This is a genomic window from Actinomadura monticuli, assembly GCF_041463655.1.
Classification (GTDB): Bacteria; Actinomycetota; Actinomycetes; order Streptosporangiales; family Streptosporangiaceae; genus Spirillospora; species Spirillospora monticuli.
The window spans coordinates 293,071-316,670 of sequence record NZ_JAXCEI010000008.1 but is presented as its reverse complement, the minus strand read 5'-3'; the positions used below and the strand labels follow the sequence as shown (position 1 = coordinate 316,670).

Genomic DNA, 23,600 nt, shown 5'->3' with positions numbered 1-23,600 from the left:
AGTGGGGCGCAAGGGGCGTCGCCCCCGGCAGGGGTCGTCGTCGCCTCGCAGGGGAGCACAGATGAGCATTGATTCGCCGACTCTCGGCGGCCGGCTGCAGGGCTGGCCGCCGTTCATCCGCGAGCTCGACGCGACCCTGTCCGTGCACTCCCAGTACGTCCTTTCGGGGAACCTGTACGACAGCTTCCTGACGCCGCCCGCGGAGGGCGGCGCGCCCACGGGCCTGCTGCCGCTGCGCGCGCTGCTGTGGGAGACGCTGCGCTCCAGCGGCGCGTCGTTCATGGCCGTCTACGATCCGGTGGACGGCCTGCAGATCATGCCCGGGGGCGACGACGACTCGGCGCGGGCGGCGGAGCGGCTGCTCGGCAAGACCAAGGCGGACGAGAAACCGTCCCTGGAGGGGCTGACGAGGCTGCTGTCGGCGGTGGCCCGGCCGAAGGAGGACGTCCGCGCCGCGTTCGTGATCGACTCGGCGTCGCGGATCGCCCGCACCCCGACGGACCTGGAGCCGGCCGAGCGCGACTTCTTCCGGTTCTGCGCGAAGCTGTCGCGGACGGCGCGTCCGGTGCGGGTGACGGGGCCGCGGCCGAAGCCGCTCTACAACCCGGTCGTCTGGCTGGTGGAGCGGCCCGGCGACCTGCCGCCGTGGCTGACGGCGGACAACGAGAACATCCGCGAGATCACGATCCCGCGCCCGCACCTCGGCGACCGGCAGGAGACGGCGCGGCTGCTGGCGCGCGCGTTCGGCGTGACCGACGTCGCGGACGACGAGGCCGCGGCGGCGGCCTGCGACGCGTTCGCCGAGCAGGCCGACGGACTCACCCTGCAGTCGATGATCGAGGTGACGCGGCTGGCCAAGGAGCGCAACGTCGACCTGGCCGACCTGCCGGACGCGGTGCGCACCTACAAGCTCGGCGTGCTCGACAACCCGTGGAGCCGCGGCCATCTGCGGCGCCGGGTGCTGGAGGGCGAGAAGCGCGTCCCGGAGCGGGTGATCGGGCAGCCGCAGGCCGTCACCAAGACCCTCGACATCCTGAAGCGGGCCGTGCTGGGCCTGTCCGGGGCGCAGGCGACCCGGTCCGGGAGCCGGCCGCGCGGCGTGCTGTTCTTCGCGGGCCCGACCGGCACCGGCAAGACGGAGCTGGCGAAGGCGATCACCGAGCTGGTGTTCGGGGACGAGTCGGCCTACCTGCGCTTCGACATGAGCGAGTTCTCCGGCGAGGGGTCCGGCGACCGGCTGATCGGGTCGCCGCCCGGGTACGTGGGCCACGAGGCGGGCGGCGAGCTGACCAACGCCGTCCGCGAGGACCCGTTCCGGGTGATCCTCTTCGACGAGATCGAGAAGGCGCACCCGCGCATCCTGGACAAGTTCCTGCAGATCCTGGAGGACGGCCGGCTCACCGACGGGCGCGGCAACACCGTCCATTTCTCCGAGTCCATCCTGATCTTCACCTCGAACCTCGGGATGTACGTCCCGGGCCGGGACCTGACGACGCGGGACGGGTCCCCGTACGGGTCGTCCGGCCGTGTGCAGAACATCACACCCGGGATGTCGTACGACGAGGTCGAGCAGCGCATCAAGGGCGCGGTCGCCGACCATTTCACCGAGGTGCTGAACCGGCCGGAGCTGCTCAACCGGTTCGGCGACAACATCGTCGTGTTCGACTTCATCTCCGCCGAGGCCGCGCACAAGATCTTCGACCTGCAGTTCGCGAACATCTGCCGGCGGGTCACCGAGGAGCACCGGCTGTCCCTCGCCGTGAAGGGCGACGCGCTGACGACGCTGCGCGAGTGGTGCACCGAGGAGCTGGACAAGGGCGGGCGCGGCATCGGCATGGCGCTGGAGTCGCACTTCGTCAACCCGCTGGCGCGCGCGCTGTTCGACCGCGAGCTCGTGCCGGACGAGAAGGTCACCGTGACGGGCATCCGGCGCGAGGGAAGCATCGTCCATCTGGAACTCGCGTGACCGGCGAGGCGCTGCTGCTCGCCAAGGCGCACTACCCGGTGACCACACTCGGCCCCGGAACCCGCGCCGGCATCTGGACGCAGGGCTGCACGCTGCACTGCCACGGCTGCCTGTCCAGGGACACCTGGGACGCCGACCCGCGCCGCGCGGTGCCCGTGGAGACCGTCTTAGGATGGCTCGCGTCCCTGCCCGGACCGGTCGACGGCGTCACCATTTCCGGTGGTGAGCCGTTCGAGCAGCCGGCCGCGCTGGCGGCCCTGCTGCGCGGTGTCCACGCGTGGCGGGACACCCCCGGCCGTGAGACGATTGAGTTGGACATATTGGCTTACAGCGGATATGCCTACTCGCGGCTCTCCCGCAGCGGCGAGACGCGCGAGCTTCTCGGCATGTGCGACGCCGTGATCACCGGACCGTACGTCGACCGGCTGAACCCGGGGGGGCGACACTCCGGCGGCGGCTCCCTACTCTGGAGGGGGTCGGCCAACCAGCGTGTCGTGCCGCTGTCCCCGCTGGGGCGGCGGCGGTACGGGGCACTGGCCGGCGTCGGGAAGACTGGAGATGGAACAGGGCCCCGAGTGCAGGTGTCCGTGGACGAAGGGCCGGAGGGAAGGCGGGTGTACTACATCGGGATCCCGCGAAGGGGTGACATGGAGCACCTGACGTCGAGTCTCGACCGCGCCGGGGTGCGCTCGGGGGATGTGTCATGGCGACCTTGAACTGTCCTGTCTGCGGTGAGCCGCACCAGCAGGGCGACCTGCTCTGCATGAACTGCGGGGCCAATCTGGCGCGCGGCGGTGGCGGCGCCCACCGGCAGGGGCCGGGCGGGTACGACGACCAGCAGCCGCAAGGCGGCCCGCCCCAGGGCGGCCAGTACGGCGGCCCGCAGCATGGCGCACCCCAACACGGTGCTCCCCAACACGGTGCCCCCCAGCACGGCGCTCCCCAACACGGGGGCCAGCCGCAGTACGGGCAGCCCCATGACCCGTACGCGCAGCAGGGCGGCCAGCACCAGCAGCCCGGCGGCCCGCCCGGCCAGCAGCCCGACCCGTGGGGCGCACCGCAGCCGCAGCAGGACGCGTGGGGTCCCCCCATGGCCCAGCCGGGGCAGGACCAGCACGGCCAGCCGGGACAGTACGGCCAGCCGCAGCACGGCGGACCCCAGCAGGGTGCCCCCCAGCAGGGCGGTCCCCAGCAAGCTGGTCCCCAGCACGGGGGCCAGCCGCCGATGCAGCAGCACCAGCAGCCGCCCGCCGACCCGTGGGGCGCGCCCCAGCCGCAGCAGGACCAGTGGGGGGCGCCGCAGCCGCCGGCGTCCGACCAGTACCAGCAGCGCGAGCCGCAGTACCAGCAGCCCCAGGACCAGTACGGCGCACCGCAAGACCAGTACGGCGCCCCGCAGGACCAATACGGTGCCCAGCGGGGCCAGTACGGCGCCCCCCAGGACCAATACGGTGCTCCCCAGGACCAGTACGGCGCCCCGCAAGACCAGTACGGCGCCCCGCAAGACCAGTACGGCGCCCCGCAAGACCAGTACGGCGCGCCGGCCCAGCAGGGGCAGCCTCCGCACGGCGGACCCCAGCTCGGCGGCCCCCCGCAGGGCGGTCCGCAGCACGGGGGCCAGCCGCCGCTGCCGCCGCACGGCCGCGAGGCCACGCTGCTGCCGCACGACCACAACCAGGGCCGTCCCCCCGCCCCCGACAGCACCGCGTTCATGTGCCCGTACTGCGAGGCGGTGCTGAGCAACCCCGGCGCCGCGCAGTGCGACTCGTGCCTGCGGCCGTTGCCCAAGTCGGGCACGCCCGTCCTGCGGGTCCAGTTCCCCACCGGCGAGCTGAAGGTGTCGGTGGGTCAGCACCTCGTGCTCGGCCGGGACGCGGGCCAGTCCCCGGTGGCGGCCACGTTCACGCAGTACGACAACGTGTCGCGGCGCCACTCGACGGTCTGGCTCGACCCGTCCGGCACGGCCTGGGTGCGGGACGAGGGCTCCACCAACGGGACGTTCGTCAACGGCGAACGCCTCCCCCGCGGCGTGGAGGCCCCCCTCCGCGACGGCGACCAGCTCCGCCTGGCCGCCGACGTGACCGGGACCGTCCAGCTGAAGTGACCGGTACGTAGAAGGGCGGCCCCGGGGTTCCGAGAACCCCGGGGCCGCCCTTTACGCTGCGCCTGGCGGCCTTAGCCGGCGCGCTTGGTGCGGGCGCGCATGCGCTCGCGCTCCTTGGCGTCCAGCACGACCTTGCGGATGCGGACGTTCGCCGGGGTCACCTCGACGCACTCGTCCTCGCGGCAGAACTCCAGCGCCTCCTCCAGCGAGAGGATGCGCGGCGGGGTGAGCCGCTCCAGCTCGTCGCCGGTGGACGAGCGCATGTTCGTGAGTTTCTTCTCCTTGGTGATGTTGACGTCCATGTCGTCGGAGCGGGAGTTCTCACCGACGATCATGCCCTCGTACACCTCGGTGGTCGGCCCGACGAAGAACGTGCCGCGCTCCTGCAGGTTGGTGATCGCGTACGCGGTCGCGGCGCCGGAGCGGTCGGCGACCAGGGAGCCGGACGGACGGGTGCGCAGCTCGCCGAACCAGGGCTCGTAGTCCTCGAAGACGTGGTGCGCCATGCCGGTGCCGCGCGTCTCGGTCATGAACTCGGTGCGGAACCCGATCAGGCCGCGCGCCGGGACGAGGAACTCCATCCGGACCCAGCCGGTGCCGTGGTTCGTCATGTGCTCCATGCGGCCCTTGCGGACCGCCATCAGCTGCGTGACCGCGCCCAGGTGCTCCTCGGGGATGTCGACGGTGAGCCGCTCGACCGGCTCGTGCCGCTTGCCGTCGATCTCGCGGGTGACGACCTGCGGCTTGCCGACGGTCAGCTCATAGCCCTCGCGGCGCATGTTCTCGACGAGGATCGCGAGGGCCAGCTCGCCGCGGCCCTGCACCTCCCAGGAGTCCGGCCGCTCGGTCGGCAGCACCCTGATCGACACGTTGCCGACCAGCTCGCGGTCGATGCGGTCCTTGACCATGCGGGCGGTGACCTTGGTGCCCTTCTCGCGGCCGGCCATCGGCCCGGTGTTGGTGCCGATCGTCATCGAGATCGCGGGCTCGTCCACGGTGATCAGCGGCAGCGGGCGCGGGTCGTCGGCGTCGGCGATCGTGTCGCCGATCATGATCTCGGGGATGCCGGCGATCGCGATGATGTCGCCCGGCCCCGCCGCCTCGGCGGGCTTGCGGGCGAGCGCATCGGTCATCAGCAGCTCGGTGATCTTCACCCGCTCGATGCTGCCGTCGTGCCGGCACCAGGCGACCTGCTGGCCCTTCTTGATCGTCCCGGCGTGGACGCGGCACAGCGCGATCCGGCCGAGGTAGCTGGAGGCGTCCAGGTTCGTCACGTGCGCCTGCAGCGGCGCGTCCGGGTCGTAGGACGGCGCCGGGATCGTCTCGGTGATCACCGAGAAGAGCGGCTCCAGGTCCTCGCTGTCCGGCATGGCGCCGTCGGCGGGCTTGTTCAGCGAGGCGCGCCCGGCCCGGCCCGACGCGTACACGATCGGGAAGTCGATCTGGTCCTCGTCGGCGTCGAGGTCCATGAACAGCTCGTAGGTCTCGTCCACGACCTCGTCGATGCGGGCGTCGGGACGGTCGGTCTTGTTCACGACCAGGATCACCGGCAGCCGCGCGGCGAGCGCCTTGCGCAGCACGAACCGGGTCTGCGGGAGCGGGCCCTCGCTGGCGTCCACCAGCAGGACGACGCCGTCGACCATGGACAGCCCGCGCTCGACCTCGCCGCCGAAGTCGGCGTGGCCCGGGGTGTCGATGATGTTGATCGTCAGCCCGTTGTGCTTGACGGCCGTGTTCTTCGCGAGAATGGTGATGCCCTTCTCGCGCTCCAGGTCGTTGGAGTCCATGACCCGGTCGTCGACGTCCTGGTTCTCGCGGAAGGCCCCGGACTGCCAGAGCATGGCGTCGACCAGCGTCGTCTTGCCGTGGTCGACGTGGGCGACGATCGCGACGTTCCGGAGGTCGTCGCGCGTGGAGATGGGCATGCGGGTTACCTTGCGTGAGGTTTCAGGAGAGTCGCCGCAGATACGCGGCAGCACTCCATTCTACGCGCCGCCGTGCGCCGCCCATCCCCCGCGCGTCCACCCCCTTGCGGCACGGCCTTCACGGGCGTCACTCCGGCCCCGATTCGCCAACTTTGCCCATCCTTTGTAATCTGCCCGAGATCCGGTCGTGCGGAGTCCCACCCCCCGGGACTGCGGCCGGAACGCCGAATCTCCCGTCTCCAGGGAGAACCGGGGACCCACGCAATCGGGGTGAATCGGCACACGCCGCAGGGCGCGCGCCGTAGGGCGACTCCTGGCCCGAACCCGTCAGCTAACCCGGTAGGCGCGCGAGGAGAGGAGAACACCGGCTTGGCACCGGACCCCCACCGGCGGCGGCGCGTCACGCCCGCCGCCACCGCGGCCGCCCTGCTCCTGATCGGCCTCGGCGCCACCGCGCCCGTCGCCGCCCACGCCGCGCCCCCGTTCCGGCTGGCCGCCGCGCCCGAGGCGGCGCCGAGCCCCACTCCGACGACGGAGAAGGGCCTGCGCAAGAGCCTCAACGCGCTCAACGAAGAGGCCGAGATCCTCACGGAGAAGTTCAACAAGGCCCGCGTCGACCTGAAGGCCGCGCAGAAGGCCCAGCGGGACGCCGCCAGGACGGCCCAGACCCTGCGGAACCAGGCCGCCCCCGCCCGCGAGCAGCTCGGCCGGATGGCCGCGGCGAACTACATGGCCGGCGCCCCCGACGCGATCTTCGGCGCGAGCGGCTCCCCGGACGGGCTGTCCGACAGCGCCTACCTCGTCGAGAACCAGGCGCACGCCGTCAAGGCCCTGCAGCGGCAGATCGATCAGGCCGAGGCCGCCGAACGCGACGCCGGGGCCAAGACCGCGCAGGTCAAGAAGGCCTGGGAGGGCGCCAAGAAGGCGCGCGCCGAGGCGAAGTCGAAGGTCACCGAGGTGATGAAGCGCCTCGACAAGCTGTCCACCACGAGCGCCAGCGACCCGCGCACCGGCCTCACCGCGACCATCAAGGGCTCCGACCTGCCCGCCAAGATGGCCCGCAAGGCGTACGGCAAGCTCGGCTCCCCCTACGTGTGGGGCGCCGCCGGTCCGGGCAGCTTCGACTGCTCCGGCCTCGTCGTCTGGGCCTACGCCCAGGTCGGCAAGTCCGGGCTGCCGCACTACACCGGCGACCTGTACCAGCTCGGCACGAAGGTCTCCCGCGGCCAACTTCGCTCCGGCGACCTCGTCTACTTCGGCAGCAACCTCCACCACATGGGCATCTACCTCAGCGACGGCAAGTATCTGCACGCCCCGCAGACCGGCGATGTGGTGAAGATCTCCCGGCTGTCGGACCGTTCCGACTTCGCGGGCGCCAACCGCATCACCTGACCGCTCCCCCACAGATGTCGGGGGCTTCCTGCGGCGCGGCAGGAAGCCCTCGAGCTCATTTGCCTCGCCCTCGGCGGTCGGGCGCTGGAGCGCCCTCCCTTCCACGGGCGAGGCGGCGATCGCTGCATCGCTCCGGCTCGCCTTGCGGCTCGCTGCGCGATCAGGTTCTCGCTTCGCTTGAACCTGCCTTCGGACGCGATCGCAACGTGGAGGTCGGCGATGGCTGGGCTCAAGGACGTCATGGCCTCGGTCTGTGCGGGGTGCGGTGAGGGCTAGATGTAGTCGCCCTGGGCCAGGGCGGCTATGACGGGGCGGTCGCCGGGGAGCCAGTCGACGTCGTAGAGCTCTTGGGGGGTGAGCCAGCGGAGTGCAAGGTGTTCGAGGGGCCGGGGTTCCCCCTCGGTGATCTCGGCGGTCCAGACGCGGAGCAGGGCGCGCTCGCTCAGCGGCCAGTCGCCGCCGACGCGGCGGATCAGGCGGACCTTGATCGCCAGTTCCTCGTGGCACTCGCGGACCAGGGCGTCCTCGTCCGGTTCGCCGGGGTCGACCTTGCCCCCCGGCAGCTCCCAGCCGCCCGCCATGTGCGGCGGCTCCGCGCGCTGCGCGCTCAGCAGCCGGCCGTCCGAGACGATCGCCGCGCCCACCACCACCATCGGATCGATCGCAACCAGCCCCTCTCGCTATGTCTCGGATACGGCGGCCCTGGGGTGCCCGTCGCCCCGGACGGACGCGACCAGCCGCGTCGACTCCCTGACGATCTCCTCCAGCCGGTCGCCGTGCGCGCCGCGCCAGTAGACCTGGCCGCAGTCGGCGCAGCGTCCGTAGATGTCGTAGGTGCGGCGCGTCCCGTCCCGCAGGGCGCCTTCGACCTCGTGCTTATCGACGGGGACGAGGGTTCCGTTGCAGGCGGTGCAGCGCGTCCACGGGCGGAGGACGGGCGCGAAGCGGTCGAGGAGGTCGCGGAGCTGGTCGTCCGCGCGGGAACCGCGGACGTAGGCGCCGAACCACAGCGCGCGGCGGCGCAGGAGGCCGCGGTCCTGGGTGAGCAGGACGCGGCGCTCGGCGTTGGCCTGGACGACCAGCGCCGGGTCGTCCATGTCGTTGTGGTAGGCGGTGTCGAGGCCGAGGAGGCGCATCCGCCGTGCGAGGGTGCCGAGGTGCACGTCCAGCAGGAAGCTCGGCGCGGCCTGGCCCGGCTCCAGCGGCACGGGCTGCGGGCGCGGCACCGCCGCCACGTGCACCTCGTCGCCCGCCTCCGGCCGGGTGGACGGGTCGGCCGCCGCGCCGCCGATCGTCATCGGGCCCGCCTCGGGCAGGGGCACGCCGAGCGACTCGACGAGGTGCCCCAGCGTCGACGTCCCGTCAAAGGGCACCCGGTTCACGGCCACGCGCCGCGCGGCGGGCAGGAACATCAGCAGCTCGCCGGCGACGCGGATGCTTATCTCGGGCTCCACGCCGATCAGCATGCCACGCGTCGCCGGCGTTCCCCGAGCAATTATCGTCCGGCCAGCCGTGCGGCGGACGCGGAGAGCGAGTCCAGGAGCGACGGGACGTCCCGCTCCAGAAGCTCTCCCCCGCGCTTGACCACGCGGCCGCCGACGAGGACGGTGTCGACGTTGCGAGTGTCCGCGGACAGGACCACGGCCGCGATCGGGTCGTGGGCCGCCGCGACGCCGAGGGTGCCGGTGCGCAGGACCAGCAGGTCCGCCTGCTTGCCGGGCGTCAGCGATCCGGTGACGTCCGCGAGCCCGGCGGCCTCGGCGCCCTCGATCGTGGCCGTCCGCAGGACGTCGGCCGTGCCGAACGAGAGGTTCGGGCGTCCGCGTTCCAGGAGGTAGGCGGCCCGCATGATGGAGAACATGTCGCCGGGGCCGCTCGCGACCGTGTCGGCGCCGAGGCCCGTGGGGACGCCCGCGTTCCGGGCCCGTCCGGTGGGCGGCGGGCCGATGTCCAGGGCGGCCTCGATCGTCGGCGCGACGGACACCGTCCCGCCCGCGGCGGCGATCCGCTTGAGCGCCTCGTCGGTGTAGTGGTTGGCGTGCACGTAGGTCGTCGGATGCTCCATCAGCCCGTTGCCGGCGAGGAAGGCGAGGCCGCGTGCGGCGCTCTCCGGTCCGTGCCCGCCCATGTGGACGGTGACCGGAAGCCCGAGGTCGCGGGCCAGGCGCCACTCGGCGAGCACGCGGTCCTCGCGCGCGATCTCCGGGCCGAGCGCCGCCATCGCCATGCTGAGCGTGCCGGCGGGGGCGCCGAAGTACTCGCGGTGGACGCGGCGGGTCTCGGCTTCGAGGTCGCCATCACCGCCGTGGCAGTAGCCGAACACCGCCCTGATGCCGGACGCGCGGAGCGCCTCGATGCTCGCGTCCGTGTGGCCGGGGCTCAGCTGGATGTGCGACCAGTCGACCAGTGTCGTGATGCCGGAGTCGAGGCATTCGAGCGCGCCGGCGAGGGTGCCGGTGTACACGTCGTCCGGGCGGTAGCGGGGCGCCAGCTCGCCGAGGACGCGTTCCAGGTAGGCGGGGAGGGTCGCGTCGGTCAGGATCGCGCGGATCCCGGCCTGCCAGGTGTGCCGGTGGGTGTCGACGAAGCCCGGCATGACGATGCGTCCGGTCGCGTCGACCACCTCGGCGTCCGCGGGTGCGGGCAGGCCGGGGCCGACCGCGGCGATACGGCCGTCCTCGACGAGCACGTCGGCGCCGGCAAGCACGGTCGGGACCGGGTCGGTGTCGATGACGGTGCCGTTCCGGAGGAGCAGTGAAGATGTCATTCCACAAAGGTTAGGGAAAAGCTTTTTAGAAAGCAATATGCTGAGTGAGTATCCTCGGTGCGTGCAGGCAGACCATGGGGAGCGCCGGGACGACATCGACGCCGTGGCCGGGACGTGGCGGCGGGACGGGCTGTCCGAGCCGCTCGTCGCGATGCTGGAGGTCGGCAAACGGGCCGGGCGCATCGCCATGCTCGTCCAGCAGGCGATGCGGCCCGCGCTCGCCGAACTCGGCCTCACCTACGCCGAGTTGGAGGTACTGACCGTCCTGCGCCGCGAGGGCGAGCCGTACCGGCTGCGGCCGAGCGAGCTGACCCGGTCGGCGTTCCTCACCTCCGGCGGGACGAGCAACGTCCTGCAGCGCCTCCAGAAGGCGGGCCATATCGAGCGCGAGGCCAACGCCGGCGACGCCCGCAGCCGGTTCGTCCAGCTGACCGCGGAGGGGCTGCGGATCACCGAGCAGGCCCTGCGCGCGGCCGGCGCCGCACACGAGGAGGTCCTGGGCCGCGTCCCGGAGGCGGACGTCCGGGACGCCGCCGACGCGCTCCGCGTCCTCCTGCTGTCCGTCGGCGACCGGCGGTTCCGCTGACCGCGCGGATCAGGGCTGCCGGACGGCCAGCTCGCCGACCTTCTCCTTGAAGTCGGGGCGCGCGAGCGGACGGGTCACGCCCACCCAGTCGGACCGCTTGTAGGTCTTCACGCCGATCGCGGGCACGCACGTCGAGCAGCTCGCCACGATCATCTTGCCCCTGCCGATGACCATTCCGACATGCCCGGGACTGCCCGCCGACGTCCCCGGCCCGGAGTTGAAGAACACCAGGTCGCCCGGCTGCTCCCTGCCCTTGCCGACCTTCACGCCGAACGGCCACTGCTCGAACGTCGTGCGCGGCAGGTTCAGCCCCACCTGCCGGTAGGCGGCCTGGATGAGACTGGAGCAGTCCCACGCGTCCGGGCCGTTCGCGCCGAACACGTACGGCTTGCCGCGCTGCGCCAGCGCGAACTGGATGATCTGCTGGACGAGGGCGCCGACGTTGGCGGGCAGCTCGTTGTCCTCGCAGTTGACGCCGTTCGCCTGGACGACCTTGAAGTCACCGCCGACGTAGCGCTTCGCCCAGTCGAGGACGAGGTCCACGTAGTCCGACGAGTGGTTGTACTGGAAGATCGCGGTCTTCATCCGCTGCGGGGCGCCGTTGTGCTTGAGGTAGGCGGCCGCCGAGGGGATCGCGTCGGCCGGGTCGTAGCGGTCCTTCTTGCCGTCCTTGTTCCCGTCGACGCCGAACGCCTTGAACGTCGCCGCCAGGAACTGCATCGGACCGCCGGCGCCCGCGTAGTTCTCCCCGCTGCCGACGCCCGGCAGCGTCGACCGGCCGTGGTCGGTCTCCACCTTGCCGACGCCGGCCAGCACGTTCCACGGGATGCCGTACTTCTTGCCCGCCTCCTGGTAAAGCTTCAGATAGTTCTCCGGGACGGCCTTCGCGTCGTCCGCCGCCGCGGGCTGGGCGTCGGCGCCCGCGACGTCCACGCAGCCCCCGCCGCCGACCCCGCCGCCGAACATGAACTGGCTCGCGCCGAACAGGATCGGGACGAACACCAGCGCGACGAACATCACCGCGGCGACGCCAAGGCCGCCCGCGAGCAGCAACCGGCGCGGGGTCATCCGGTGTCACCCGCCTGCCCGGCGTCCGCGGGCTGGAACGCGTACACCTTCAGGGAGCCGCCGTCGCGCGCGACGGTCACCGCGTACTGCTCGCTCTCGCTGCTCTCCTTGCCGCTCTTCGTCAACTGCTGCCGGCCCGTCACCAGGAAGATGACCGAGTTGTTCTCGATGGTGCGCACCTGGTCGAGGGACGCCGATCCCTGCGCGACGACCTGCTCGCGGCGGCGCTCCTCCAGCAGGCCCGGCGTCGCGGCGTCCCGGCCGAGCTGCTGCCCCAGGTCGTCGGTGGCCAGGCCGGACAGGCGCCCCATGTAGGTCTCGGGGGGCTCGTCGTAGCGGTACGTCTCGTAGGCGGCGACGAACCGCTGGGCGAGGTCCGCCGCCGTGGCGAACTCCTGCCGGGAGAACGGCAGCAGCCGGTAGATGTCGAAGTCGCCCGGGTTCACGGCCTGCTGGATTCCCGGCGGCGGGGACTCCGGGCCGGCGGGACCGGCCGTGGGACTGGCGCTGGGCCGCGCCTCGGTCCGGTCGTCGCCGTCATCGGGCGCGGCCACCGTCAGGTAGATGCCGACGGCGGCGAGCACGACGACCAGCCCCGCGAACAGGAGCTTGCGCCGGCGGTCGTTCAGGTTCATCACTCGTCCCGTTCCGGCTCACCGGACGGGCGGTCCACCGGACGCAGCCAGAACGGGATCGGCGGGCCCTCCTCGGAGCCGCGCCGTCCCCACAGCGGCGGGGGCTGCCGCCGCCCGCCCGGGCCCTGGGCCGGCGGTGCGCCGTTGGACGCGCCACCGCCCGAACCGCCGCGCTGCCGGGGGACGTTCGCCGCGGGCGCCGCGCCACCGGAACCACCGCCCGAGCCGCCCGAGCCACCTGAGTCGCCGCCCGCGCGGCCGCGGCCGCGGTCGGTCGAGCCGGACGTCCGGCCGCCGGCGAACCAGCCGCCGCCCCCGCCGGAACCGCCGTCGTCGCCGCCACCGCTGACGCCGCCTCGGCCGGACCACGTGGTCGGACGGACCGTGCCCTTCCCGGGCCCCGCACCGGACGACGGCTTCCCGCCACCGGCCGCCGCGCCCGCGCCCGCGCCGCCACCGGCGCCGCCCTTCGCCGGCGAGACGCCGCCCGGCCGGGTGGTCGCCGCCGTTCCGTCGTCGGCGCGGCGATCGCTGAGCGCGCCCGCCCGCGTCGGCAGGTTCAGCGGCGGGGCGCCCCGCCGGGACCGGCCCTGCCGCGCCACCACGGCGCCCGCGCCGCGCGGCTTCGCCGCCAGCACCGGCGCCTCCTCCGGCGACGGGCCCTCGCCCGCCCCAGCACCGGCCCGCCGGTCGGCGACGGCGACCGCGGTACCGGTCGACGCGTCGCCCTGCGCCGCCGGCGCGACACCCTCGGACGTCGCCTCGCGCTTCGCCCACCGGGCCAGCCGGTAGCCGGCCGCGCCCGGCACGGCGGCGCCCGCGACCGCGGCGGTGCTCCGGCGCGCCTCCGCGACCGACTTGTTGAGCTGCGCCTCGCTCTTGTCCCGCGACCCGACCGCCGAGTAGCCGACGGCGGAGAACAGGTGCTGGAACGGCTTGCGGTAGATGAACGCCGCGAAGGTCACCAGCGCGATGAGCAGCACCTGCAGGCCCCACGGCAGCGTCTCGCCGAGGATCAGTCCGTACGCCCACAGCAGCAGCGACAGGACGCCGATGAGGGCCGCCTGTTTCAGCAGCATCGACAGCAGGAGTTCGAGCCATCGGACGGCGATGACCCGTCCGATGCCGGGATGTATCCCGATCCCGAGGAAGATCGGCCCGGCGACGAGCAGCAGCAGGAACGCGATCTTCACGACGATCAGCGCGATCGCGATGACCATGATGAGCAGCCCCGCGACCAGCGCGGCGAACAGCCCGCCGAACGCGACCGCCAGCCGGTTCTGCCAGTTCTTGCCCTGGAACAGCGAATAGGTCTGCGGGTGGTTGTCCTTGATGTTCTTCGTGACGTCCTTGTAGGCGTCGGCCTTCTTGCCCAGGTCGACCTTGTTGTCGCCGTAGGTCTCCGGCAGGTCGACCGCCTGCGACCACAGCAGCTTGTCGGCGTTCTCCTTGACGATCTTCGCGTTGGGGTCGGTGGTGCCGAACTCGCCCTGCAGCCACGGCTTGCAGACGAGCGCCACCCACAGCCCGTTGGCGTTGCGGGTCGTCGCGTCCAGGTTCTGGGAGGCCGCCGGATCGGGCTTGCCGTCCGGCCTCGGTATACAGGTCGCGCCCTTGGTGTCGCTCTGCGGCAGCGCCGCGTTGAACGCGGCGCTCGTCGCCTCGGACGTCTTCGTCCCGAGCGTGGTGAAGTCCGCCGGGCGCGCGATCAGCCAGATGAGCGCCACCATGGCGGCGACCATCCAGATCACGCCCTCGGTGACCTTGCTGGCCCGCTTGCGGACCAGCCCCCACCAGGCGAGCCACATCGCGCCGAGGATGACCACCCACGACCAGTAGCGCGCGTTGAACGTCTTGCCGATGTTGCTGATGACGCCGTCGACGGTGTCCTTCAGCCAGCCGAGCAGCGAGTCGGACGCGGCGGCCTGGTACACGCTGATCGTCGTCCGGTCGACGGCCCGGACGATCGTGAACGTCGTGTTGGCGAGGGCGTTGCCCATGAGCGCCATCGCGTCCGAGCAGTCCATGTCGACCGCGTACCAGGTCTGGCCTGCGGTGCCGTACCGGTCGTAGTAGGTCAGCTGTTCGACCTTGGTCTGCTGCAGCTTGTCGTTGGGGTAGTCGGGCGGCTTGATCATGCCGTCCGTCCCCGACCCGTACTGCTCGGGTGCGGGGTTGTCGGCCGGCCGGCACGGGCTGTTCGGCGAGAACGGCCCCGCGCTCGCCATCGGCGAGAGGATGACCACGAAGATCGCCGCCACCAGCATGACGAGGACGGAGCGGCGGGTGCGCGGAAGCCTCCGCCGGCGGCGGCCGGGACGGCGGTCCAGGACCGCGCGGTCGAGCCCTTCGCCGGGCGAGCGCTGAAGGCGCGCGATCGTCCGGTCGCGGGGACCCCTCATCGACTGACCTCCTGGACCTCGGCCCCCGCGACGGTGAGTTCGGACGCGCCCGGACGGGACCGGGTCGGGTTGGTGTCCAGCCAACGCTGCAGTTCCTCGGAGATCAGGTCGACGCCGATGCGCCCCGCTCGGCCGTCGAGGTCACGGAAGATGCATTCGCCGTTGCCGAGGTTGCGCAGCACGGCCTTGTGCTCGTCGGACGCCTCGACGCCGAGCAGCGACATGACGTTGCCGACCTCGACCCGTTCGGTGGAACGGAACGAGAACACCGACGACAGGCAGTTCGTCACCTGTTCGTTCAGCAGGTCCCCCGCGTTCTGGGAGACCAGGATCAGGGCGGTGTTCCGGGAGCGTCCCATGCGGGACACCTCCGGCACCAGTTTCGCGCCCTCGGGCGTCGACGTGATCGCCCACGCCTCGTCCAGGAAGATCGCCTTCGGCAGGCGCCGGTCGAGGCCGTGCATGAGCCGCCGCGCGAACTGCGACACCAGGTACATCAGCGCGACCGACAGGCGCTGCTCGTAGGAGTAGTCCTCCCGCGAGATGGTGACGTCCGGCAGCGTGAGGCCGCCGAGGGTGAACACGGTCGTCCAGCCCTCGGTGTCGATGCGCTCCCCGCCGGACGGGTCGAAGCACAGCCGCGCGAGCTTCATCTCCGACATGGAGCGGAGCACCGCGCCGAGGTTCTTGGACGCCGGGTCGTCGGCGGCCTCCAGGTGGTCGACGACGCGGCCGAGCGACGGGCGTTCGGCGTTGGCGACCGCGCCGACCGCCTGGATCATGGCGGACTCGCGCTCCTCCGACATCCGCGGCAGCAGCAGCCGCAGCGTCTCGGTCGCCATCGTCTTCATCGTCGCGAGGTCGTCGCCGAACGAGAACGGGTCGAGCAGGCCGGGCGCGGCCGAGCCGAGCGGCAGGATCCGCGCCTTGCGCCCGCGCGCCTTCAGCAGCTCGACGAGCGACTCCGCGTCGCCCTTCGGGTCGATCGCCGCGATCGTGACGCCGCGCAGCGCCATCTGGTAGATCAGCAGCAGCGCGAGCGTGGTCTTGCCGCCGCCCGGCTCACCGGTGATCGCCACCGCCGTCGGACGGTTCCGGGCCGCCGCGACGAGCGGGTCGAAATGCACGATGGCGCGGGCCCGGCCGAGCGTCTCGCCGATGTACGGCCCGATCCAGCCCTCATTCTCCTCGTCGGGACGGTCGCCGAGGTCGACGGTCGCGACCGGCATGCCGCCCGCGATCGTCCGCAGCGGCTGGCGCTGCGCGTACGCGTTGAGCCGGATCTGGTCGCCGGGCAGCGACTCCAGGAACAGCGAGAACTGGTCGCCGGTGGAGTTCACGACGTCGATGCCGATGTCGCGGTAGTGCTCGACCACCGCGTCCACCCGCTGGGCGAGCAGCTCCTCCGTCGGCGCCGACACGATCAGCCGGTGCCACCCGTAGACGAACGGCAGCCGCTCCTTGGTGATGCCGTGCTCCAGCATGCGGGCCGCGTCGATCTGCTCCGCGAGAGCGATCGGCGCCTCGGCGCCCGCCTCCCGGATGTGCTGGTCCATGTCGCGGGCGTGGGCCAGCTTCCGCGACACGTCCTTGGACGCCTTCGCCGGCGGGATCAGCTTCATCCGCGCGCTGATCTCCACCGGGAACGGGAGGGCGTCGGAGTAGTGGAACCAGGGCTCGCCGTCCGGGAACGGCATCATGTCCGGGAACCGGGCGAACGACAGGTACGCGACATACGACGCGGCCGTCGCGCCTCCGCCCGCGCCCGTGAAGTTGGGCTGCTCGATCCGCAGGTAGGAGCGCCCGTTGTGGATGGCGCCCTCCACCAGCGACTCGATCTCGCCCTTGCCCCACGTCCTGCGCGGGACGGCGGACGGCGGCGGATCGGCCAGCGACCCCGTCACGGCATGCTGGAACAGCCACGCGACCTCGGTGGACGTGGCGTGGCGGGCGTAGAGGGCCGACCCGCCGAGCGCGCGCCCGATCCGTTCGGCCTGCTCGGTCCAGCGCGCGATCTCCTTCTTGTCGATCGCGTCGTCGTTGACGCCGAGCACGTTCTCGCTGCGCTTGTAGAGCCCGAGCAGCTGCGACAGGACACCGCCGGACAGGTGCGCGCCCATGCCGCGCGGCCCGAGCCGCACCCCGAGGTAGACCTCCTTGGTCCAGAAGTCCTTCGCCCACACGTGGGCGTAGGTCTCCTCCAGGTACTCCCGCCAGCCCGGCCCGCCGTCGGACGTCCGGTCCAGGGCCAGCGCCCACTCCGCCGCGGGGTAGGTGCGGTGCGCGATCCGCAGGTGGACCTCCGCGTCCTGCATGCGGATGCCCGCGAGCGCGATGGTGATGTTGGTGGCGAGCGCCTCGCGCTCCTCACCGGTGGTGAACTCGTACGACACCGTGGGCAGCCGGAAGTACGCCCAAGCGGCGTGGTCGGTGAACAGGACGCGGTCGTCGAAGTACCGGACGGCCAGCCGGCTGGACTTGCTCATGCCGCCCTCCCGCCCTCGGTTCCGACCAACGATTCTTCCGGTGGGCGGGCGGCCGCGCAGGGCTGCCCGGGCGACTTTTCACCATCCGGACGGTCATGAACGTCGAACGCGTCCGCCAGGATCACCCGGCCCCGTCCGGTCTCCGCTCGATGCCCGCGAGGGGCGCTCATCGGGTGGCCTCCTGCTCCTGCTGAAGCTCCTGGTAACGCTCGGGCATGACGGTGAATCCTCCGGCGACCACACCGGCAAGGGCAAGGTAGGCACGCCGCGTCGGCGTCCGCAACGACTTCAGCTCGTTGCGCGGCGCGCGGTCCATGCTCAGGTGATCATCCCACGGGATGCGCACCAGGGCCCGGCAGCGCCCCCGCGCCACGGCCTCGGCCTGCTCGACGTCGTCCATGCTGCGGCGGCTCACGCCGTTGATGACGGTCACCGCGCGGGACCGCAGCTCCTCATAGCCGTGGCCGTCCAGCCACTCGAACGTCATCGCCACGGCGCGCGGCGCGTCCGCGCTGGCCGGCGCGACCAGCACGATCTGGTCGGCGTACGGCAGCACGCGCGCGACGACCGCGGCCGCGGCGTCCAGCAGCGTCACCGAGTAGAACCGGTCGATCGTGCGGATCGCGAGCGCGTAGTCCCGGTCGTCGAGCGCCTGCAGCGGGTTCTTGCCCGCGGCGATCACGTCGAGCCCGGACTTGGCCTGCGAGGTGTACCGCCGCATGGCGGTGAGGCTGCCGACCTGGTCGGCGCGCGTGATGAGCCCGGTCAGCGTCTCGTTGGTGTCGCTGCGCGTCCGGCGCGCCAGCGCACCCGGCCCGGGGTTGACGTCGATCGCGACGACGGGCTCCCCGTTGTGCTGCGCGAACGTGTGCCCGAGCATCAGCGCGGTGACGGTCTGCCCGGCGCCGCCGGTGCATCCGAGCACCACGACGTGCCGCGTCCCGTGGAACGGCTGCTGCAACCGCTGCTGGTACTCGGCGTCGACCTCGCCGTGCCCGCCGCCGACGGCATGGATGAGCCGTCGCAGGCCGCCGGTCGTGACCTCGTGCTCGGGCCCCGGCGGCGTGATCGCGGGCCCGGACGGCGGCGGCGCCGGTGGCGGCGGCAACGGCCGCGGCCGCACCGGGGACGCCGGCTGCGACCGGACCTCCCGCGGCGGCGCCTGCTCCTCCACCGGCGGCGCGGGCGCCGGCACGGGCTGGGATGCCGCGGGCTGGGCCGACGCGGGCTGGGGCGGCGCGGGCTGGGGCAGCGCGGGCTGGGGCGGCGCGGGCCTCTCGGCCGCCGGCCACTGCGGCCTGGACAGCTCCTCCGACCACGGCTTCGGCGGCTCCCGCCGCGGCGCCGGCGGCTGGCCGCCCTGCGCCGGCGGCTGCACGCCCTGCGCCCCGAACGCCCCGGGCACCATCGGCACGTCCGGCCGCGTGACCGGCGGCGGCGCCCACGGCGGCGGAGGAGGAGTCCGCACCCCGGCGACCCTCCGGTCCCCGGGCTCTCCACCCTCGGACGGAGCGGCCTCCGGCGCTGGGGCGCCCCCCTGCCCGACCCCGGTCGGCCAAGCCTCACCCGGCGCGCCCCCGCCCGCAGGCCCCGGAGCCCCGGACGCCCCGCCTTCGGCGCGCACAGGCTGCGTCCGGGTAGCCTCACCCGCAGCCGCCGACTCGGACGCTCGCGCGCCCTCCGCGCCCGGTACGCCCGGCCACTGCGCCCTCACCCGCTCCGACTCGGAACCAGGGGACGGAGCCGCGGCAGCACGACCGGCCACCCGCACATCGGACGGAACGTCCTCAGCCGGAACCCGCGGCGGCTGCGCGACCTCTCCCGCAGGCGCCGGCTCGGCACCCGCGGCGGGAGACCCCGACTCCTGCGCCCTGACCTGCTCCGACTCCTGCGAAGCGCCGGACGCCCCGCCCTCCGGAGACGAACCACCAGCGGCACGACCGGCCACCCGCAGATCGGACGGATCACCCTCAGCGCGGACAGGCTGCGTCTGGGAAGGCTCGCGCGCACCCGACGGCTCGGGTGTCCGCGCACGCTCTGCGGCCGGTACGCCCGGCCACTGTGGCCTCGTCTGCTCCGACGACTCGGGTTGCTGGGGCGCAGCGGCAGCGGCGGGCCCGGCCGCCCGCGCGTCGGATGGGACGCGCGGCGGCTGAGCGACCTCACTCGCGGACGACGACTCGGCGCCCGTGGTCGGAGATCCTGGCTCCTGCGCCCTGACCTGCTCCGAATCGTGCGGAGGCTCGGCGCGGACGGGGGGTGGCTGGGGGGGCTCGGCTGCGGGGGGCGGGCTCTGCCGCTGCGGCGCGACCGGTCGGCCTGCGGCGGTGTGGGCGTCGGGTGGGGTGGTTCCGGCCGGGCCGCCTGCGGGGGTGCGTTCCGTGGTGGCCGGCGCGGGGCGGGGGCCGTTGGCGATCTCTTCGGCGGTGCGGCGGATGTCGGCCGGGGTCTGCTGGGGGATGTCGGGACGGGTGGGCTGGGCGGCCTGCCAGAACTCGGCCGGTGCGCCGGGGCGGCGGACGCCGGAGGCCAGGGCGCGCTTGCCGGAGCCCGGGGGCGTCTCCAGCTGGGGGGTCGCCGGGGGGCGTTCCATCTCGGCGGCGGGGACGGGCAGGACGTCGTCCTCGTGGGAGATGTCGCGGGTGGTGCGGCGCCAGGGCTTGGGGGGCGCCGCGGCCGGGACGGGCTCGGGTTCGCGCTGGGCGGCGTACTCGACGAGGGGCGGGGGCGCCGCGGCGGTCGCCGGGCGGGGCAGGCGGGCCGGGATCGGGGTCGGCTCCGGGTCCGCATGCCTGCGCCTGCGGCGGGACTTGATGGCGGCGCGTTCCATCGCGGCGACCGGGGCGGGGGCCTCGGTGCGGCGCCAGACGCGGGCGACGATCACCACTTCGCGGGGTTCGCGGATCGGGGTGAGGCGGCACCAGGTGCGCGGCTCGGCGAGGTAGCGGCCCTGGGAGAGCAGCAGCTCGGTGAGCCGCTTGCCCTCGATGACGGGGCGCGTCGCCATCCAGGTCAGGACGCCCGGCGGGACGATGTAGAGGACGTGCCAGGGCGACTCGAAGGGGATGCCGACGATCCTGAGCAGCAGGATCCACGGCACGAAGACGCCGAGGAACACACCGATCTGGACGAGCGGAAGCGGCATGGGCAGCCGCAGGTCGTACAGCTTGTAGAGCCGCTTCTCGATACGCCAGATGTTCGTGTACGTGGGTAGATCCACGCCCCTACTCCCCTCACTGCGCGAGCGCCGTGCCTCCCCGGGTCAGGAGACGTCCACACCGAGGGCCTTGGCGATCGCCTTGGCCGTGGTCTCGATGATGTTCGGCACGTAGAAGACCACTCCGATTCCGATCGCCAGCACGATGAATTGGACGAAACGCGTGATCTCGCGGGTGAACAGGAAGAAGATCGCCACAATGGAGACGATCACGAGGAACAGCGGGCCGAATATCTGACGGAGCCAATCGGCGAGCTGGTCGGTCTTGAGTTCGTCGTCGGGCGCCGCCAGGATTTCGTGCGGAATCGACGCCATGAGGTGATGCAGCATCGACTGACTACCTTCCTTGGTCGGCGGATTCGGGGGTCGGGTTCTTCAATTCGCGGCCTCTCATGACGCGTTCGGTTCGGTGCTGCCGCGAATGTCGCGCACGAGCCAGGTCGTGCCCTTCTTGACCATGGTGAGCTGGTAGCTCTGCTCGAGTTCACCGCCGCCGCCCGCGGCGGGCTGCCACACCACCATCGCGGTGACGGTGCGCTCGCCGTCCGGGCCCTTCGGCGCGACGACCTCCTTGACCTGTATGAACGTGACGGACTTGGCGAGGCCGGCGATGGTCGTCCCGTCGGAGAAGCGGGACAGGGCCTCCTGGTTGCCGGTCGCGTACTCCTGGAAGAAGGTGCCGAGGAAGGGCTTGAGCTCGTTCTCCAGCGCGGTGTCGCGGTTCTCGACGCCGTCCTGGGGAAGCTGCGCCTTGGTCGGCGGGGGAAGCAGGGCGGGGCGGGCGGACACGACCAGGGATCCGCTCTTGTCGGCGTACACGGGAACGGCGAGCCGCAGCCACTGGTCGGTGGTGCGGGCGAGCAGCGTCACGGTCGCGTTGCTGGCGTCGCGGGCGTCCACTCCGGCGACCTGGACGGACTGCACCTGCATCTTCCCGACGCCGTTCCAGCCGAATTGGGCGTCGGCGCCGTCGGGCAGGAAGGTGCTCAATTGCGCCTCGCGGGCGGGGGCGGTCTTCTGGTCGTAGTTGAGATAGACGTTGGCGAACTGGATGGCGAAGGCGCCCGCGGCGCTGCTGGGGAATCCGGCGCTCTTCGGCGGCTTGGACGCGGTCGGGGCGCCGCCGGCGGACTCGTCGGCGGTGAAGCGCTCGAAGGGGGCGCGGACGCCGTTGACGAGGATGACGATGATCAGCGCCCACAGCACGGCGCGCCCGACCCACACCCACCAGCGCCCGCCGGACCCGCCCCAGCGGCCGCCGGTCCGCGAACCGCCGCTCCGTGCGCCGCCGCGTCCGGGGCGGCCGCGGCCGTCCGGTTCGGGGAGGCCCCACGAAGGGTCGACGGAGGACGCGAGCGCCCGGCCGGGCGCCGCGGTCTCCTCGACTACGGCGGTGTCACGGCCGCGTCCCGCGGCCGACCTGCGAGCCATCCTGCCTCCGCTCGCGCCTCGCCCCCGGTCGGCGCGCCCTGTTGCCTGGTCATGTCCCGGTGGCTTTTCTGAACCCACCTCGGGCCCAGGGTAACCACGGGCGTCAATTGTTCCAGCGCATCGCAGCGAAGCACAGCCCCGGCACGCGGTTGTGGATAATGCAATCCACCTCAGCAGGAACGGGGAAGATTGCCAAACGGTGACGATCCCCTATCCAAGGCTCCGAAGAGTGCGCAGGTCCAGGTTCCGGACAAGCGGCGCGACTCGGCGGTTGCTTGCTGACCGGGTGACGGCGACGGCCGCAATCCGTTCCCGAAAGAAACCGACAGAGTGGCCCATTCGCGACATATCACAGCAAAACGCCCAGCTCAGCGGCCACATGGGGCACAGCAGGACCCGCTGTTGCCAAAATCACACTGGTCACGGCGGTTGCCAGACCGCGGGAGCACGGTGCGGCGGGCCTGTCAGACGTTGAAACGGAACTCCACGACGTCGCCGTCCTGCATCACGTACTCCTTGCCCTCCATCCGGACCTTGCCGGCGGTGCGGGCGGCGGCCATGGAGCCGGCGGCGACGAGGTCGTCGAACGAGACGGTCTCGGCCTTGATGAAACCGCGCTGGAAGTCGGTGTGGATGACGCCCGCGGCCTCCGGCGCGGTGGCGCCCTTGCGGATCGTCCAGGCGCGCGCCTCCTTCGGCCCCGCCGTCAGGTACGTCTGCAGGCCGAGGGTGTCGAACCCGATCCGGACGAGCTGCGAGAGGCCGGACTCCTCCTGGCCCATGCCCTGGAGCAGTTCGAGCGCCTCGTCGTCCGGCAGCTCGATCAGCTCCGCCTCGATCTTGGCGTCCAGGAAGATCGCCTCGGCCGGGGCGACCAGGTCGCGCAGGCGCGCGCGCACGGCCTCGTCGGTCAGCTCGCTCTCGTCGAGGTTGAAGACGTAGAGGAACGGCTTGGCGGTGAGCAGGTGCAACTCGCGCAGGAGCGCCGGGTCGACGCCGGCCTGCTCCGCGCCCGCGAAGAGGGTCACGCCGTCGTTCAGCAGCTTCTGGGCGGCGTTCACGGCGTCGACGACGGCGAGCTTCGCCTTGTCCTTCTTGGTGCGGGCCTCCTTGTCGAGACGCGGCAGCGCCTTCTCGATCGTCTGGAGGTCGGCCAGGATCAGCTCGGTGTTGATCGTCTCGATGTCGCGGGACGGGGCGACCTCGCCGTCCACGTGCGTGACGTCCGGGTCCTCGAAGGCGCGGATGACCTGGCAGATCGCGCTGGTCTCGCGGATGTTGGCGAGGAACTTGTTGCCGAGCCCCTGCCCCTCGGACGCGCCCTTGACGATGCCGGCGATGTCGACGAACTCCATCGTCGCCGGGATGATCTTCTGCGAGCCGAAGACCTCCGCCAGCGCGTGCAGGCGCGGGTCGGGGACCCCGACCACGCCGACGTTGGGCTCGATGGTCGCGAACGGGTAGTTGGCGGCCAGCGCGTCGTTCTTGGTCAGCGCGTTGAACAGCGTGGACTTGCCGACGTTGGGCAGCCCGACGATTCCGATGGAGAGGCTCACGGCCGATAAGTCTATGAGCGCGCGGGGACCCCTCGGGCTGTCCGGAATCGCCGCCCGTCTGCCGA

17 protein-coding genes and 1 riboswitch are annotated in these 23,600 nt (G+C 72.3%); of the genes, 5 read left to right on the top strand and 12 right to left on the bottom strand.

Translation table 11 applies throughout. The features are described from left to right. Positions 1–61 precede the first annotated feature (61 nt). The 3 genes from SM611_RS20410 to SM611_RS20400 are packed head-to-tail and all read left to right on the top strand — an operon-like array spanning position 62 to position 4,070. Complete coding sequence (locus SM611_RS20410) at positions 62–1,966, top strand: AAA family ATPase (RefSeq protein WP_371951432.1); 1,905 nt, start codon at positions 62–64, stop codon at positions 1,964–1,966. Beyond that, entirely contained in the window at positions 1,963–2,682 is a 720-nt protein-coding gene (locus SM611_RS20405) for a 4Fe-4S single cluster domain-containing protein (protein ID WP_371951431.1), read from the top strand. The genes SM611_RS20410 and SM611_RS20405 overlap by 4 nt, the downstream gene beginning before the upstream one ends. Beyond that, positions 2,670–4,070 carry an FHA domain-containing protein gene (locus tag SM611_RS20400; protein WP_371951430.1) on the top strand — a complete coding sequence of 467 codons (1,401 nt, stop codon included), beginning with the start codon at positions 2,670–2,672 and terminating at the stop codon, positions 4,068–4,070. The genes SM611_RS20405 and SM611_RS20400 overlap by 13 nt, the downstream gene beginning before the upstream one ends. A gap of 71 nt (positions 4,071–4,141) precedes the next feature. On the opposite strand, the gene typA is transcribed toward SM611_RS20400, so the two are convergent. Further along, on the bottom strand, positions 4,142–5,995 hold the full coding sequence (gene typA, locus SM611_RS20395; RefSeq protein ID WP_371951429.1) for a translational GTPase TypA: 1,854 nt from the start codon (positions 5,993–5,995) through the stop codon (positions 4,142–4,144). A 212-nt stretch (positions 5,996–6,207) separates the two neighbouring features. Further along, positions 6,208–6,357: riboswitch (cyclic di-AMP (ydaO/yuaA leader) on the top strand. Positions 6,358–6,364: 7 nt separating this feature from the next. Between typA and SM611_RS20390 the strand changes: the two genes are divergently transcribed. Continuing rightward, a complete protein-coding gene (locus SM611_RS20390; protein ID WP_371951428.1) occupies positions 6,365–7,387 on the top strand; it encodes a C40 family peptidase in 1,023 nt (340 codons plus the stop codon). A 272-nt stretch (positions 7,388–7,659) separates the two neighbouring features. Here the strand turns inward: SM611_RS20390 and SM611_RS20385 are convergent, their stop codons facing one another. Genes SM611_RS20385 through SM611_RS20375 form a run of 3 tightly spaced genes read right to left on the bottom strand, consistent with a single transcriptional unit; the run spans position 7,660 to position 10,154 of the window. Then, the gene (locus tag SM611_RS20385) at positions 7,660–8,040 is read right to left on the bottom strand and encodes a (deoxy)nucleoside triphosphate pyrophosphohydrolase (protein ID WP_371951427.1); all 381 of its coding nucleotides are present in this window, start codon (positions 8,038–8,040) and stop codon (positions 7,660–7,662) included. A 27-nt stretch (positions 8,041–8,067) separates the two neighbouring features. Then, on the bottom strand, positions 8,068–8,853 hold the full coding sequence (locus tag SM611_RS20380) for a Mut7-C RNAse domain-containing protein (RefSeq protein WP_371951426.1): 786 nt from the start codon (positions 8,851–8,853) through the stop codon (positions 8,068–8,070). A gap of 29 nt (positions 8,854–8,882) precedes the next feature. Then, entirely contained in the window at positions 8,883–10,154 is a 1,272-nt protein-coding gene (locus SM611_RS20375) for an amidohydrolase family protein (RefSeq protein ID WP_371951425.1), read from the bottom strand. Positions 10,155–10,215: 61 nt separating this feature from the next. On the opposite strand from SM611_RS20375, the gene SM611_RS20370 reads away from it, so the two are divergent. Continuing rightward, entirely contained in the window at positions 10,216–10,740 is a 525-nt protein-coding gene (locus tag SM611_RS20370) for a MarR family winged helix-turn-helix transcriptional regulator (RefSeq protein WP_371951424.1), read from the top strand. 9 nt (positions 10,741–10,749) lie between these two features. Here the strand turns inward: SM611_RS20370 and SM611_RS20365 are convergent, their stop codons facing one another. From SM611_RS20365 to ychF, 8 genes are all read right to left on the bottom strand, one after another. Then, positions 10,750–11,808 (bottom strand): C40 family peptidase, encoded by a 1,059-nt coding sequence (locus SM611_RS20365; RefSeq protein WP_371951423.1) that lies wholly within the window; start codon positions 11,806–11,808, stop codon positions 10,750–10,752. Then, complete coding sequence (locus tag SM611_RS20360; RefSeq protein ID WP_371951422.1) at positions 11,805–12,443, bottom strand: hypothetical protein; 639 nt, start codon at positions 12,441–12,443, stop codon at positions 11,805–11,807. Before SM611_RS20360 ends, SM611_RS20365 begins: the two co-directional genes overlap by 4 nt. Continuing rightward, positions 12,443–14,845, bottom strand: a complete 2,403-nt coding sequence (locus SM611_RS20355) for a type IV secretion system protein (RefSeq protein ID WP_371951421.1) — start codon at positions 14,843–14,845, stop codon at positions 12,443–12,445. Before SM611_RS20355 ends, SM611_RS20360 begins: the two co-directional genes overlap by 1 nt. Next, entirely contained in the window at positions 14,842–17,331 is a 2,490-nt protein-coding gene (locus SM611_RS20350; protein ID WP_371951420.1) for an ATP-binding protein, read from the bottom strand. Before SM611_RS20350 ends, SM611_RS20355 begins: the two co-directional genes overlap by 4 nt. Before the next feature lie 166 nt (positions 17,332–17,497). Beyond that, a complete protein-coding gene (locus SM611_RS20345; RefSeq protein ID WP_371951419.1) occupies positions 17,498–20,551 on the bottom strand; it encodes a TcpE family conjugal transfer membrane protein in 3,054 nt (1,017 codons plus the stop codon). Positions 20,552–20,593: 42 nt separating this feature from the next. Further along, a complete protein-coding gene (locus SM611_RS20340) occupies positions 20,594–20,878 on the bottom strand; it encodes a hypothetical protein (protein ID WP_067798886.1) in 285 nt (94 codons plus the stop codon). Between the two features lie 60 nt (positions 20,879–20,938). Then, complete coding sequence (locus tag SM611_RS20335; RefSeq protein WP_371951418.1) at positions 20,939–21,979, bottom strand: conjugal transfer protein; 1,041 nt, start codon at positions 21,977–21,979, stop codon at positions 20,939–20,941. A gap of 464 nt (positions 21,980–22,443) precedes the next feature. Further along, a complete protein-coding gene (ychF, locus tag SM611_RS20330; RefSeq protein ID WP_371951417.1) occupies positions 22,444–23,535 on the bottom strand; it encodes a redox-regulated ATPase YchF in 1,092 nt (363 codons plus the stop codon). Positions 23,536–23,600 lie beyond the last annotated feature (65 nt).